Raw genomic sequence first — 13,255 nt, 5'->3', positions numbered from 1 at the left:
GTTACGTGCTGGATCTATTTGGCTTTGGCCAGGCGCTGATAACGCACCGCCTCAACGAAGACATCGGAATTGGCCGGATCATCGAGGTAGGCAAAGACCTGGTCCATGCTGTTGTTGATCAAGACGCCGTCGCCATCATCGGTCTGGAAGCCTTCACCGCTCAGGGCTTCTTGTCCGAGGGCTTGATTGATTTGCTCGAGGTCGAGGTTGTAGATCACCAATTCGTGTTTATCGGTGAGTTCAAACCCGGCGATGATGAAATGCCCGCCGAACTGCGCCGGCACCTTCGCCGACAAGTACCAGCGGCTGCCATGACGCGACACCGTAAACGGATAGGCTTCGCGCTCCTTGGGTGTGGCCTTGAAGTAGCCGACTGCCTGATAGCGATTGTCGCCCAGGCGCGTCAGTTCCAGATTCATAGGCTCGCCCCAGGCGTTGGTGCTGGTCCATTTGCCCAGCAAACCTTTGGGCGCGGGGTCGCTGGCGGGCAGTGGGTCCTTGAAGGTCACCAGACAGCCACTGAGCAGCAGGAACGACAAGGCGATCACAACGACACGCCAGGCTTTCATTTAACACTCCCTATGAACACACGCGATCCCCAGGTGGCCACCGATCCAATGTGGGAGCGGGCCTGCTCGCGAAGGCGATGTAACATTCAACATTTACATCGACTGTCACACCGCCTTCGCGAGCAAGCCCGCTCCCACAGGATCGCAGTCCCGCAGGGAATTACACCGAGGCCAATACCAGGTGCATGTAGCGAGTCAGGATACCGAGCATTTCAGCCTCGGCGACAGGCTCGGCGTCGTTGAGCAGGCCCTGATATTCCATCCGTCCGATAATCGCCGTCAACACCTTGGCATCCTGTTGCGGTTCGCGCGAACCCAATACCTGGAAAAGCTGGCACGTGCCCTGTAGCAGAATTTGCTGATGTGAACGCACCAACAGCGCCAGGCGCGGGTTCAGCAGCGCTTCCTGGCGGAACGCCTGTTCGGCCATCAAGTGTTCGCGGCGGTTGATCAGTTGCCGGTGCACATAGTCCGCCATCAACCGCGCAATGTCGTCCGCCAGTTGCGAGCGCGACTCGGGGCTGCCGTCGCCGCTGACCACCATCTCGCGCAGCAGACCCTCGTTGTTCACCCACAGCTTGGCCATGAACGCGGCGCTGCGTTCGACGTATTGGGCGAAGGTATCGGTGAGCAAGTCATCGATATCCTTGAAGTAATAAGTGGTGGCCGACAGCGGCACACCGGCCTCTGCGGCAACCGCACGGTGACGCACGGCCCGCACGCCATCACGCACGACAATGCGCATCGCCGCATCGAGAATCTCCTGTCGACGCTGCTCGCTGCCCTGTCGGCTGGCCTTGCGACCCTGGTACTGAACGCTTTCAGCGACCGCAGTGGCGACGCCCGCTGCACCTTCTTGAGCAATTGCACGGTTCACGACAGGTATTCCTCTCTTACTTCAAAAGTAACCATTTGATACGTTTGTACCAGACAGGCAATAAAAAGCCGCCCATTTCAGGCGGCTTTTTTATCGAAACACTTACGCTTGCGGCCGCATGTGCGGGAACAGGATCACGTCGCGGATCGACGGTGAGTTGGTCAGCAACATCACCAGGCGGTCGATGCCGATCCCTTCACCCGCCGTTGGCGGCATGCCGTACTCCAACGCGCGAACGAAGTCGGCGTCGTAGTGCATGGCTTCATCGTCGCCCGCGTCCTTGTCGGCCACCTGAGCCATGAAGCGCTCGGCCTGGTCTTCCGCGTCATTCAACTCGGAATAGGCGTTGGCGATTTCGCGGCCACCGATGAACAGTTCAAAACGGTCGGTAACGCTTGGGTTCTCGTCGTTGCGACGGGCCAGCGGCGACACTTCGAACGGGTACTGGGTGATGAAGTGCGGCTGCTCCAGCTTGTGCTCGACCAGCTCTTCGAAAATCATCACCTGCAACTTGCCCAGACCTTCGAAGCCCAGCACCTTGGCGCCGGCCTTCTTGGCGATGGCGCGAGCCTTCTCGATGTCGGTCAGGTCGTCAGCGGTCAGCTCGGGGTTGTACTTGAGGATCGAGTCGAACACCGACAGACGCACGAACGGTTCGCCGAAGTGGAACAACTTGTCGCCGTACGGCACGTCGGTGCTGCCCAGAACCAGCTGCGCCAGTTCGCGGAACAGTTCTTCGGTCAGGTCCATGTTGTCTTCGTAGTCGGCGTATGCCTGGTAGAACTCCAACATGGTGAACTCAGGGTTGTGACGGGTCGAAACGCCTTCGTTACGGAAGTTGCGGTTGATCTCGAACACTTTCTCGAAGCCGCCGACAACCAGGCGCTTCAAGTACAGCTCAGGGGCGATACGCAGGAACATTTCCATGTCCAGCGCGTTGTGGTGCGTCTCGAACGGCTTGGCCGCAGCGCCGCCCGGGATGGTTTGCAGCATCGGCGTTTCGACTTCGAGGAAGTCGCGCTTCATCAGGAAGCTGCGGATGTGCGCAATCACTTGCGAACGCACGCGGAAGGTCTGGCGCACCTCTTCGTTGACGATCAGGTCAACGTAGCGCTGACGGTAGCGCTGTTCGGTGTCGGTCAGGCCGTGGTGCTTGTCCGGCAGCGGGCGCAGCGACTTGGTCAGCAGGCGCACTTCGGTCATTTCAACGTACAGGTCGCCCTTGCCGGAACGGGCCAGGGTGCCAACGGCTGCAATGATGTCGCCCATGTCCCAGGTTTTCACCGCGGCCAGGGTGTCTTCGGACAGGGTCTTGCGGTTGACGTAGACCTGGATGCGCCCGGTCATGTCCTGGATCACCATGAACGAGCCACGGTTGAGCATGATGCGACCGGCAACCTTGACCGGGATCGCAGCCTCTGCCAGCTCTTCCTTGGTCTTGTCCGCGTACTGTTTCTGCAAGTCTTCGCAGTAGTTGTCGCGGCGGAAGTCGTTGGGGAAGGCATTGCCCTTGGCGCGCTCGGCAGCAAGCTTTTCCTTGCGCAGGGCGATCAGGGAGTTTTCTTCCTGTTGCAGGGCTTGCGGGTCGAGTTGTAGGTCGCTCATGTCTTTAAAAATTCCATCACAGGTTCGTTGCCCCCACCGAGGGCAGGGGACTTAAGGTCTTGACTGACGGTTTACAGCCCTTGTTTCAGGCTCGCCACCAGGTATTCGTCGATATCGCCGTCGAGTACCTTGTCGCAGTCACTGCGTTCGATGTTAGTGCGCAAATCCTTGATTCGCGACGCATCGAGCACGTAAGAGCGAATCTGGTGACCCCAGCCGATGTCCGACTTTGTGTCTTCCAGGGCCTGGGAGGCGGCGTTGCGTTTCTGCACTTCCTGCTCGTACAAGCGCGCCCGCAACATTTTCATCGCGGTGTCTTTGTTGGCGTGCTGGGAGCGTTCGTTCTGGCAGCTGACCACGGTGTTGGTCGGTACGTGAGTAATCCGTACGGCCGAGTCGGTGGTGTTTACGTGCTGACCACCGGCACCCGAGGAGCGGTAGGTGTCGATGCGCAGGTCCGACGGGTTGATGTCGATTTCGATGTTGTCATCGATTTCCGGCGACACAAACACGGCCGAGAACGAGGTGTGGCGACGGTTGCCGGAGTCGAACGGACTCTTGCGCACCAGACGGTGCACGCCGATCTCGGTGCGCAGCCAGCCAAAGGCGTATTCGCCCTTGATGTGGACCGTGGCGCCCTTGATCCCGGCGACTTCACCGGCCGACAGCTCCATGATGGTCGCGTCGAAACCGCGTTTGTCAGCCCAGCGCAGGTACATGCGCAGCAGGATGTTGGCCCAGTCCTGGGCTTCGGTACCGCCGGAGCCGGCCTGGATGTCCAGGTAGGCGTTGTTGGCGTCCATCTCACCGCTGAACATGCGACGGAATTCGAGTTTTTCCAGCGACTCGCGCAGGCGCTCGACTTCGGCAGCGACGTCATCGACGGCGGCCTGGTCTTCTTCTTCGGCGGACATCAGCAGCAAATCTTTGGCATCGGCCAGACCGCTGTGCATTTCGTCGAGGGTTTCGACGATCTGAGCCAGCAGCGACCGCTCGCGGCCCAGTTCCTGAGCGTACGACGGGTTGTTCCAGACAGCCGGATCTTCAAGCTCGCGATTGACTTCAGTCAGACGCTCATGCTTTTGATCGTAGTCAAAGATACCCCCGAATAGTTTCGGAGCGCTCGGACAGGTCCTTGATACTGTTAAGGATCGGGTTGATTTCCATGGCGGGCAGCACTCGTTGGCGAACTTTTGAAAGCCGGCGAGTATAACGTAATCAAGCTGTCACGGCAGCCCGCCTGGCGGCTTTAGGGGCGAATGGATTGAGGTTATTTGCCTGGCTTGAGATCGCTCCCCTCACCCTAACCCTCTCCCCAGAGGGTAGAGGGGACTGACCGAGTTGTTCTTAGAGTTACATCGACCTGAAATTCCGAGTCGAACTCAGGCTTTGAAAAGCTTGAAGATCTGCTCCCTTTCCCCCTCTCCCCTCTGGGGAGAGGGCTGGGGTGAGGGGTGGATTCAAGCCGCAGCACAAAATCCCAACCAATCCTCACTCAATCCCTACCTGATTACGCCCATTGTTCTTCGCCAGGTACAGCCCCTTGTCCGCCGCCGAGATCAGTTGCCGGCAATCGCTGCCCGGCTGCGGGATCATGGTCGACAGGCCGATGCTGATGGTCAGGCTTGAGCCTTCGCTGGGGACAATGTGCGGAATCTTCAGCGCTTCCACAGTCATGCGAAGTTTTTCCGCCACCAGGCGCGCGCCACCCGGTGTGGTGTTGGGCAGCACCAGCACAAACTCTTCTCCGCCGTAACGGGCCGGCAGGTCCGACGGCCGGGCGCTGGCGTCGCGAATCGCGGTGGCAACTTTACGCAGGGCTTCATCGCCTTCGAGGTGGCCAAAACTGTCGTTGTAGGACTTGAAGTAGTCGACATCGATCATCAACAGCGACAACTGGCTCTGATCGCGCAGCGAACGGCGCCATTCCAGTTCCAGGTATTCGTCGAAGTGCCGGCGGTTCGACAGCCCGGTCAAGCCGTCGGAGTTCATCAGCCGCTGCAACACCAGGTTGGTGTCGAGCAATTGCTGCTGGCTGACCCGCAACGCGCGGTAGGCCGCATCGCGCTGCAACAGCGTCATGTAGGAACGCGAGTGATAGCGAATGCGCGCCACCAGTTCGATGTTGTCCGGCAGCTTGACCAGGTAATCATTGGCCCCGGCCGCAAACGCCGCGCTCTTGATCAGCGGGTCTTCCTTGGTCGAGAGAACAATGATCGGGATGTTCTTGGTCGCCGGATGGTTGCGGTATTCACGCACTAGGCTCAGGCCGTCCAGGCCGGGCATCACCAGATCCTGCAGGATCACCGTCGGTTTGATACGGATCGCCTGCGCAATGGCCTGGTGCGGATCGGCGCAGAAGTGGAAGTCGATATTGTCTTCGTTCGACAACCCGCGGCGCACCGCCTCCCCGATCATCGCCTGATCGTCCACCAACAGCACCATAGCGGCGTTCTCGTCGGTCTTGAAGTCGTCGAGCTGTAAGTCAGTCATGTGCGGTCACCTGAATACTGCTTGGGCCAGGATTGCTGCGAAAAGTCATCATTTGGGGAAAATCTCCAGCAATCGTGGCGCTATCTTTTCCAGTGGGCGAACTTCCACGGCGGCATCGATGGCCGCTGCCGCTTTCGGCATTCCGTAAACCGCACTGCTTTGTTGGTCCTGCGCGATGGTCAGGTAGCCCTGTTGGCGCATGAGTTTAAGCCCCTGCGCGCCGTCGCGCCCCATGCCGGTGAGCAAAACGCCCACGGCATCGCCGTTCCAGTAACTGGCCACACTCTCGAAAAACACATCGATCGAGGGCCGATAGATCTCGTTGACCGGTTCGGCGGTGTAGGCCAGCGTGCCGTTTTTCAGCAAGCGAATATGATGGTTGGTGCCCGCCAGCAACACCGTGCCGGCCTGCGGCGGCTCGCCTTCCTGGGCCAGTCGTACGTTCAAGCCGCTGGCGCTGCTGAGCCACTCGGCCATGCCAGCGGCGAACACTTGGTCCACATGCTGCACCAACACGATCGCGGTCGAAAAGTCCTGTGGCAGGCCCTTGAGCAAGACTTCCAGCGCCGCCGGACCGCCGGCGGACGAGCCGATCGCGATCAGGCGCTGGCGCGAGGCCGAACTGCGCAGCGGGCTGGGGGCCGGTCGTTCGCGATTGCCCTTGTCACCAATCAGCCAGCCAATGTTCATGATCTTGCGCAACAACGGCGCCGCCGCCTCTTGGGCATTGCCGGCACCGAGGGCCGGGGTGTCGACCACGTCCAGCGCGCCGTGCCCCATGGCCTCGAACACCCGGTGCACGTTCTGCTGACGGTCGACCGTAACAATGACGATGGCACAAGGCGTGTCGGCCATGATCCGCCGGGTAGCCTCCACGCCGTCCATTACCGGCATGATCAGGTCCATCAGGATCAGGTCCGGTGTATATTCGGCGCAACGCTGCACCGCCTCGGCGCCATTGCTGGCGACCCAGACCACTTCATGCGCCGGTTCGAATGCCAGGGCGCGGCGCAGGGCCTCCACGGCCATGGGCATGTCGTTGACGATCGCTATTTTCATGCCCGCGCTCCTCCGATGAGCTCAACCACTGCGTCAAGCAGGGCGTCGTCATGAAAACTGGCTTTGGCTAGATAATAGTCGGCTCCGGCGTCCAGTCCACGACGACGGTCTTCTTCGCGATCCTTATAGGACACCACCATAACCGGCAGCGATTGCAGGCGATTGTCCTGGCGCAACAAAGACACCAGTTCGATGCCGTCCATGCGCGGCATATCAATGTCGGTGATCAGCAGATCGAAATCCTCCGAACGCAGCGCGTTCCAGCCATCCATACCGTCGACCGCCACGGCCACGTCGTAACCGCGATTGAGCAGCAACTTGCGCTGCAACTCGCGAACGGTCAACGAATCGTCGACCACCAGAATCCGTTTGCGAGCCGCCTCGACGACTTGGCTGCCTTGACGGGCAATTCGCTCCAGGCGCCCGGTGTTGAGCAGCTTGTCCACCGAGCGCAGCATGTCTTCGACGTCGACGATCAGCACCACCGCCCCGTCGTCGAGCAAAGCCCCGGCGGAAATGTCCTGCACCTTGCCCAGACGTTCGTCCAGCGGCAATACGACCAACGTCCGCTCGCCGATGAACCGCTCCACCGCCACGCCGTAAATCGCCTCACGCTCGCGGATCACCACGACTTTCAGGGTTTGCTGGCTGCTCGCGCTCGCCGGGCGCTGCAACAGCTGACTGGCGGCAACCAGCCCGACGTGCCGGCCTTCGTACCAGAAGTGCTGACGCCCTTCGACCTGAACAATGTCCGCCGGCTCCAGGTCGCACATGCGCTCGATGTGCGCCAGCGGAAACGCATACGCCTCGTCACCGACCTCCACCACCAGACTGCGCACCACCGACAGCGTCAGCGGCACTTCGAGGTGAAAACGGCTGCCCTCGCCCGCCGTCTGCTCCAGCACCACCGCGCCGCGCAACTGACGGACCATGTGCTGAACCGCGTCCAGGCCGACACCGCGCCCGGACACTTCGGTCACCGTGTCGCGCAGGCTGAAACCCGGCAGGAACAGGAACGTCAGCAGCTCTTCTTCGCTCAACTGGGCAGCCGTTTCAGCGGGGGATAACTGCCGCGCGATGATGCTGCGGCGGACCTTTTCCAGATCGACGCCGTTGCCGTCATCGCTGAGTTCCAGCACCAACAAGCCAGCTTGATGGGAGGCGCGCAGACGAATCAGACCTTCTTCAGGTTTACCCGCCAGCAAACGTTGCTCGGGGGACTCGATGCCGTGATCGACGGCGTTGCGCAGCAAGTGCGTCAGCGGCGCTTCGAGTTTTTCCAGGACGTCACGATCCACCTGGGTTTTCTCACCCTCGATCTCCAGCCGCACCTGTTTACCAAGACTGCGTCCGAGGTCGCGAACCATGCGCACTTGCCCGCCCAACACATCGGCAAACGGCCGCATGCGACAGGCCAGCGCGGTGTCGTACAACACCTGCGCCCGTTGACTGGCGTGCCAGGCAAACTCATCCAGCTCGGCGTTTTTTTCCACCAGCACTTGCTGCGCCTCGGCCAGCAGCCGTCGGGCATCGCCCAAAGCTTCCTGGGCTTCGAGGCTCAAGGCGTGTTCCTTGAGGTGCACATTGAGGTTTTCCAGCGCCCGCAGGCCATTGTTCTGCATACGCTTGAGGCGCTGCATTGTGGCCAGGTGCGGCTTGAGTCGCTGGGTTTCCACCAGGGATTTGCTCGACAAATCGAGCAGGCTGTTCAAGCGTTCGGCCGTGACGCGCAGCACCCGTTCGCCAGTATCTGTGGTGCGCCGGGTTCTTTTCGCTGGCTCTAGCGGTGGTGGTTCGGCGACCGGAATCAGTGCTTCGACCGTTGGCGCGAGCGCTTCAGGTTCGGACTCGCTGATGAACGGTGCGATCGGCGTGCTGATCGGTGCGGCCAACGCCAGCGGATCCAGCAGCCGCGCCATCAACGCCACATAGGCTTCGATATCCGTCGGCCCCGGGTTGTTATTCGGCGTCGCAATGCGCATCAGCAAATCGGTGCCTTGCAACAAGGCGTCGATGTGCTCGGGCCGCAGGTACAAGCGCCCTTCCTGCGCGCTGACCAGGCAATCTTCCATCACATGCGCGACGCTGACGCCGGCATCGACGCCGACAATCCGCGCCGCACCTTTGAGCGAGTGAGCCGCGCGCATGCACGATTCAAGGTGATCGGCCTGGGTCGGATCGCGTTCGAGCGCCAAAAGACCCGCGCTCAGCACCTGGGTCTGGGCTTCGGCTTCGAGGCTGAACAGCTCCAGCAACGAGGCGTCGCGCATTTGCTCGGGGGTCATGTGAGGCTCCGGGTCACGGCGGACAACAGCTGTTCTTCATCCAGCCAACGCAGGCTGCGACCCTTGAATTGCAACACACCCCGGGTGTATCTGGCGCTGGCCTGGGTGCCGGACTGCGAAGCGGCCTCAAGGATGCGCTCGTCGATGGCGTGAATCCCGTCCACTTCGTCCACCGGCACCACTACTGGCCCGCCGTGAGCGGCAATGATCAGCATCCTCGGCATCACCCGCGCGCCAGAGGCCACGTTGCCGGAGCCATCGAGACCGAGCAACTCCACCAGCGACAGGCACGCCACCAACGCACCGCGCACGTTCGCCACGCCGAGCAACGCCCGGGAGCGCTGATGCGGCAACGAGTGAATCGCTTGCAGCGGCGCGACTTCCACCAGGCTGCGGGTGGCCAGGCCCAGCCATTCTTCGCCGAGACGAAACATCAGCAGCGAGCGGGTTTTCACGTCGATTTCGACCGCCACCGAGACCTGCTCGCGATCGTCCTGTTGCAAGGCGTAGCGGTCGAGCAAGCGCGTGGCAGCGGCTGAATACACCGCGCAGTTGCGGCAGTGAATGTGTTCGATCAGCAGCGGGCAGGATTTGTCGCCGTGGATCCCGATGCGGTTCCAGCAGTCATCGATGGCCTGGGCATCTTCACGGGTAACGCTCAAGGTGTCGGAGGCGTTCATCGTTTACGCTCACTGTCGGCGGCGCGCTCGCTGCGGGCGGCGCGGTCCTGCAATCTTTTGGCACCCGCCGAGTCGCCCTGGGATTGCAGCAAGGCAGCCAGGTGCATCAACACGTCGGGGTGTTGCGGTTCGAGGTACAACGCCTTGCGATAAAAACCCTGGGCTTCGAGGACTCTGCCGCCGACATCACTGAGCAGTCCCAGCCAGTAAAACACCTGGGCCACCGGTTCGTGACTGCGCAAATACGTTTCGCAGGCCGCGCGGGCGTCGGCACTTTTGCCTTCGTTGGCCAGTGCGGCAATGTTCGCCAGCAGCGCGGCAGCGTCCGCGATAGCCGTTTTCGGCGTGTTGGGCAGCGGCGCGACGGTGGTGAACGGACGATTGCGCACGGGCGGCGGTGTCACGCTGCGCACCGGTTGGCGCACGGGCAGCGGCGCCGGTACAAAAACCGGCACAGGCTGGGGCGCCGGCGCGCTCTGGCGGCTGAACGCAAAAGACTGCGGGATGCCAATCGAGCGCATGCCGAAACGGCCGAGCAAATTGCCTTCGGCCGGGCCGATAAACAGCACACCGTCGACATGCGTCAGGCGTTTGAGCACTTCGAAGACTTGCTGCTGGGTGGGCAGATCGAAATAGATCAGCAGGTTGCGGCAGAACACAAAATCGTAAGGCGGCTCGCTGGCCAACAATGCCGGATCGAGCAGATTGCCGACCTGCAAACGCACCTGTTCCAGCACACGCTCGTCGAGGCGGTAGCCCTCTTCTTCGGCACTGAAATGCCGCTCGCGAAACTCGATGTCCTGGCCACGAAACGAATTCTTGCCGTACAGCGCGCGCTTGGCTTTTTCCACCGACAGCGGGCTGACGTCCATGCCTTCGACCTTGAACTGATGCGGCTTGAGTCCGGCATCGAGCAAGGCCATGGCGATGGAGTACGGCTCCTCGCCCGTGGAGCACGGCAGGCTGAGAATCCGTAACGCGCGCATGTTGTTGATCTCGGCCAAGCGCTGGATCGCCAGTTTCGCCAAAGTCGCGAAGGATTCCGGGTAGCGGAAAAACCAGGTCTCGGGAACGATGACTGCTTCGATCAACGCCTGCTGTTCGTCTCGCGAACCTTGCAGCGTGTGCCAATACTCATCGGCCGTCAGCGCCCTGGAAGCGGTGCTGCGCTGGCGCACTGCGCGTTCGATGATCGCCGGGCCCACCGACGTCACGTCGAGGCCGATGCGTTCCTTGAGGAAGTCGAAAAAACGCTGATCGCTGCTCATGGCCGCTCCTCAAGCAGCGCCGGGTCCAGCGGTGGCGAAGGAAACAGCAGTGCGCGCACCTGATCATCGAGCAGATCGGCCACCCGCACCCATTGAAGCAAACCCTGGGCATCTTCTCGGACCGGCCCCAGGTAAGGCGCCTGGCGATTGTCCAGGCCATAGGGTTTAAAGTCCGCCGGGTTGCAGCGCAAGGTGTCGGTGGCCTGCTCCAGAATCAGTCCGAGCAACTGTGCAGGGGTTTCCTCATCCGGCCAATAGTGCACCAGCACCAACCGCGTGCTGGTGCGGGCTTGCGCCGGCTCGCCAAACGTCAGCGCGCTGAGGTCGATCACCGGCACCACCGTGCCGCGATAGGCGAACACCCCGGCGACCCAGTCCGGTGCCTTGGCAATCGGCTTCAACGGCAGGCGCGGCAGCACCTCGGCCACTTCGCGCGCCTGCAAGGCATAACGTTCGTTGCCGATGCGAAACAGCAGAAACAACGCGTGTTTTGCCGGCACCACCGCGCCGCGTTTGACCACAAGTTCGCTCATCAGACTTTGAATCGCGAGACGCCGCCCCGCAGCCCTACGGCCACCTGGCTCAGCTCGTCAATGGCAAAACTGGCTTGGCGCAGGGACTCGACGGTCTGGCTGCTGGCATCGCCCAACTGCACCAGCGCGTGGTTGATCTGTTCGGCGCCGGTGGCTTGCGCCTGCATGCCTTCGTTGACCATCAACACCCGCGGCGCCAGCGCCTGAACCTGGTGGATGATCTGCGACAGTTGCTCGCCGACCTGCTGCACTTCGGACATGCCGCGGCGCACTTCTTCGGAGAATTTGTCCATGCCCATGACCCCGGCCGAGACCGCCGACTGGATCTCACGGACCATCTGCTCGATGTCGTAGGTAGCGACGGCGGTCTGGTCCGCCAGACGCCGCACTTCGGTGGCGACCACGGCAAACCCGCGACCGTATTCGCCAGCCTTTTCGGCTTCGATGGCGGCGTTCAGCGACAAGAGATTGGTCTGGTCGGCGACTTTGACGATGGTCACCACCACCTGATTGATGTTGCCGGCCTTCTCGTTGAGGATCGCCAGTTTGGCGTTGACCAGATCCGCCGCGCCCATCACCGAGTGCATGGTTTCTTCCATCCGCGCCAGGCCTTGCTGCCCGGAGCCGGCCGCGACCGAGGCCTGATCGGCGGCGGTGGAGACTTCGGTCATGGTGCGCACCAGATCACGGGAAGTGGCGGCGATTTCACGGGACGTCGCGCCGATCTCGGTGGTGGTGGCCGCGGTTTCGGTGGCAGTGGCCTGTTGTTGCTTGGAGGTCGCGGCGATCTCGGTTACCGACGTGGTGACCTGGACCGAGGAGCGTTGGGCCTGAGACACGAGCGAGGTGAGCTCGGTCATCATGTCGTTGAAGCCGGTTTCCACAGCGCCGAATTCGTCTTTGCGCTCCAGATTCAGACGGCCGCTGAGGTCGCCGGTGCGCATGATTTCGAGGATCTGCACAATCCGGTTCATCGGCGCCATGATCGCGCGCATCAACAGCAAACCACAGAGGCCGGCGGCCAATACCGCGACCAGCAGGGAAATGCCCATGATCACTTTCGCGGTAATCACAGCGTCATCGATGGCCGCAATGTCCTGATCAGCCACGGCTTTGTTTTCGCGAATGATGTCATTGAGCTTCATGCGACCTGCGGTCCAGGCCGGGGTCAGTTGCTCGTTGAACATCTTGATGGCGTCGGCTTCCTGATTGCGCTTGTGCAGGTCGAGCACAGCGGCCAGAACCTTGTTGTAATCATCATGGAGTTTTTCAAAAACCGCGTATTCGACCTTGTCTTCATCCGTGGTGACGGTGGCCTGGTAGTTCTTCATCTGTTCCTGCAGACGCGCCTCGAAGTTTTTGAAGCTTTCGGCTTCTTCAGCGCTGAAACCCTGCCCCTCTTTCAAACCGAGCATTTCCTGGGTCCGAAGGTAGGTGTCGACCCAGGCGCTGCGAATCATCGAGCTGTAATACAACCCGGGCAACGCGTCCTCACGAACACTGGCTTCGCTGGTTTCAATCTTCAACAGCCGCGAATACGAGACGATGACCATCAGCAACATGATGGCGATGATCACCGCAAAGCTCGCCAAGATGCGTTGGCGCAACGTCCAGTTCTTCACAGTCAATCCTCGGGGCGGTTCAAATGCTGCGGAGTATAGCTGAGGGTGTTTCATTTATAAGACGAGGGTTTGCCAGTTCTCGGCCTTGTGCGTGAAAACCGCAGGAGAGCCTTTGGGGAGGGCTTTGCGTTGGATCGGGTGGCGAGTCGCAGGGGCGTGGTGGAAGAAATGAGCCGTAGATTGGCCATCGGGAGGTGGTGAGAGTTGGGACGCCTTCGCGGGCAAGCCTCGCTCCTACAAGTTCAGCGCAGTACCTGTGGAGCG

11 protein-coding genes are annotated in these 13,255 nt (G+C 61.1%); all 11 read right to left on the bottom strand.

Annotated features, from left to right (window positions below):
- Positions 1 to 14 precede the first annotated feature (14 nt).
- The 11 genes from DJ564_RS06570 to DJ564_RS06515 all read right to left on the bottom strand — a co-directional run bounded on the left by DJ564_RS06570 (position 15) and on the right by DJ564_RS06515 (position 12,991).
- The gene (locus DJ564_RS06570; RefSeq protein WP_109628171.1) at positions 15 to 569 is read right to left on the bottom strand and encodes a hypothetical protein; all 555 of its coding nucleotides are present in this window, start codon (positions 567 to 569) and stop codon (positions 15 to 17) included.
- A gap of 160 nt (positions 570 to 729) precedes the next feature.
- Positions 730 to 1,446 carry a TetR/AcrR family transcriptional regulator gene (locus DJ564_RS06560; protein ID WP_109628169.1) on the bottom strand — a complete coding sequence of 239 codons (717 nt, stop codon included), beginning with the start codon at positions 1,444 to 1,446 and terminating at the stop codon, positions 730 to 732.
- 102 nt (positions 1,447 to 1,548) lie between these two features.
- On the bottom strand, positions 1,549 to 3,051 hold the full coding sequence (lysS, locus tag DJ564_RS06555) for a lysine--tRNA ligase (protein ID WP_109628168.1): 1,503 nt from the start codon (positions 3,049 to 3,051) through the stop codon (positions 1,549 to 1,551).
- A gap of 71 nt (positions 3,052 to 3,122) precedes the next feature.
- Positions 3,123 to 4,218, bottom strand: a protein-coding gene (prfB, locus tag DJ564_RS06550) for a peptide chain release factor 2 (protein ID WP_102593528.1) whose coding sequence is annotated in 2 segments (ribosomal slippage) — positions 3,123 to 4,145 and positions 4,147 to 4,218 — 1,095 coding nt in all. Because the reading frame shifts where the segments join, the coding sequence is not laid out codon by codon here.
- Between the two features lie 324 nt (positions 4,219 to 4,542).
- Entirely contained in the window at positions 4,543 to 5,544 is a 1,002-nt protein-coding gene (locus DJ564_RS06545) for a diguanylate cyclase domain-containing protein (RefSeq protein WP_109628167.1), read from the bottom strand.
- Between the two features lie 48 nt (positions 5,545 to 5,592).
- Entirely contained in the window at positions 5,593 to 6,603 is a 1,011-nt protein-coding gene (locus DJ564_RS06540) for a chemotaxis response regulator protein-glutamate methylesterase (protein WP_109628166.1), read from the bottom strand.
- Positions 6,600 to 8,888: a hybrid sensor histidine kinase/response regulator gene (locus DJ564_RS06535; RefSeq protein WP_109628165.1), complete on the bottom strand. Its 2,289-nt coding sequence runs from the start codon at positions 8,886 to 8,888 to the stop codon at positions 6,600 to 6,602. Before DJ564_RS06535 ends, DJ564_RS06540 begins: the two co-directional genes overlap by 4 nt.
- A complete protein-coding gene (locus DJ564_RS06530; RefSeq protein ID WP_109628164.1) occupies positions 8,885 to 9,568 on the bottom strand; it encodes a chemotaxis protein CheW in 684 nt (227 codons plus the stop codon). Before DJ564_RS06530 ends, DJ564_RS06535 begins: the two co-directional genes overlap by 4 nt.
- A complete protein-coding gene (locus DJ564_RS06525; RefSeq protein WP_109628163.1) occupies positions 9,565 to 10,836 on the bottom strand; it encodes a CheR family methyltransferase in 1,272 nt (423 codons plus the stop codon). The genes DJ564_RS06530 and DJ564_RS06525 overlap by 4 nt, the downstream gene beginning before the upstream one ends.
- Positions 10,833 to 11,369 carry a chemotaxis protein CheW gene (locus DJ564_RS06520; protein WP_109628162.1) on the bottom strand — a complete coding sequence of 179 codons (537 nt, stop codon included), beginning with the start codon at positions 11,367 to 11,369 and terminating at the stop codon, positions 10,833 to 10,835. The genes DJ564_RS06525 and DJ564_RS06520 overlap by 4 nt, the downstream gene beginning before the upstream one ends.
- Positions 11,369 to 12,991, bottom strand: coding sequence for a methyl-accepting chemotaxis protein (locus DJ564_RS06515; RefSeq protein ID WP_109628161.1), 1,623 nt, complete (start codon positions 12,989 to 12,991; stop codon positions 11,369 to 11,371). Before DJ564_RS06515 ends, DJ564_RS06520 begins: the two co-directional genes overlap by 1 nt.
- Between the last annotated feature and the right edge of the window lie 264 nt (positions 12,992 to 13,255).

It is taken from the genome of Pseudomonas sp. 31-12 (assembly GCF_003151075.1).
In the GTDB taxonomy this organism is placed as follows: Bacteria; Pseudomonadota; Gammaproteobacteria; order Pseudomonadales; family Pseudomonadaceae; genus Aquipseudomonas.
The sequence above is the reverse complement of the archived record's forward strand: the minus strand, read 5'-3'. Positions and strand labels throughout refer to the sequence as shown.

Coding starts and splice junctions, on each gene's coding strand:
- DJ564_RS06570 (WP_109628171.1), bottom strand. CDS start 569: ATGAAAGCCTGGCGTGTCGTTGTGATCGCCTTGTCGTTCCTGCTGCTC.
- lysS (WP_109628168.1), bottom strand. CDS start 3,051: ATGAGCGACCTACAACTCGACCCGCAAGCCCTGCAACAGGAAGAAAAC.
- DJ564_RS06545 (WP_109628167.1), bottom strand. CDS start 5,544: ATGACTGACTTACAGCTCGACGACTTCAAGACCGACGAGAACGCCGCT.
- DJ564_RS06540 (WP_109628166.1), bottom strand. CDS start 6,603: ATGAAAATAGCGATCGTCAACGACATGCCCATGGCCGTGGAGGCCCTG.
- DJ564_RS06535 (WP_109628165.1), bottom strand. CDS start 8,888: ATGACCCCCGAGCAAATGCGCGACGCCTCGTTGCTGGAGCTGTTCAGC.
- DJ564_RS06530 (WP_109628164.1), bottom strand. CDS start 9,568: ATGAACGCCTCCGACACCTTGAGCGTTACCCGTGAAGATGCCCAGGCC.
- DJ564_RS06525 (WP_109628163.1), bottom strand. CDS start 10,836: ATGAGCAGCGATCAGCGTTTTTTCGACTTCCTCAAGGAACGCATCGGC.
- DJ564_RS06520 (WP_109628162.1), bottom strand. CDS start 11,369: ATGAGCGAACTTGTGGTCAAACGCGGCGCGGTGGTGCCGGCAAAACAC.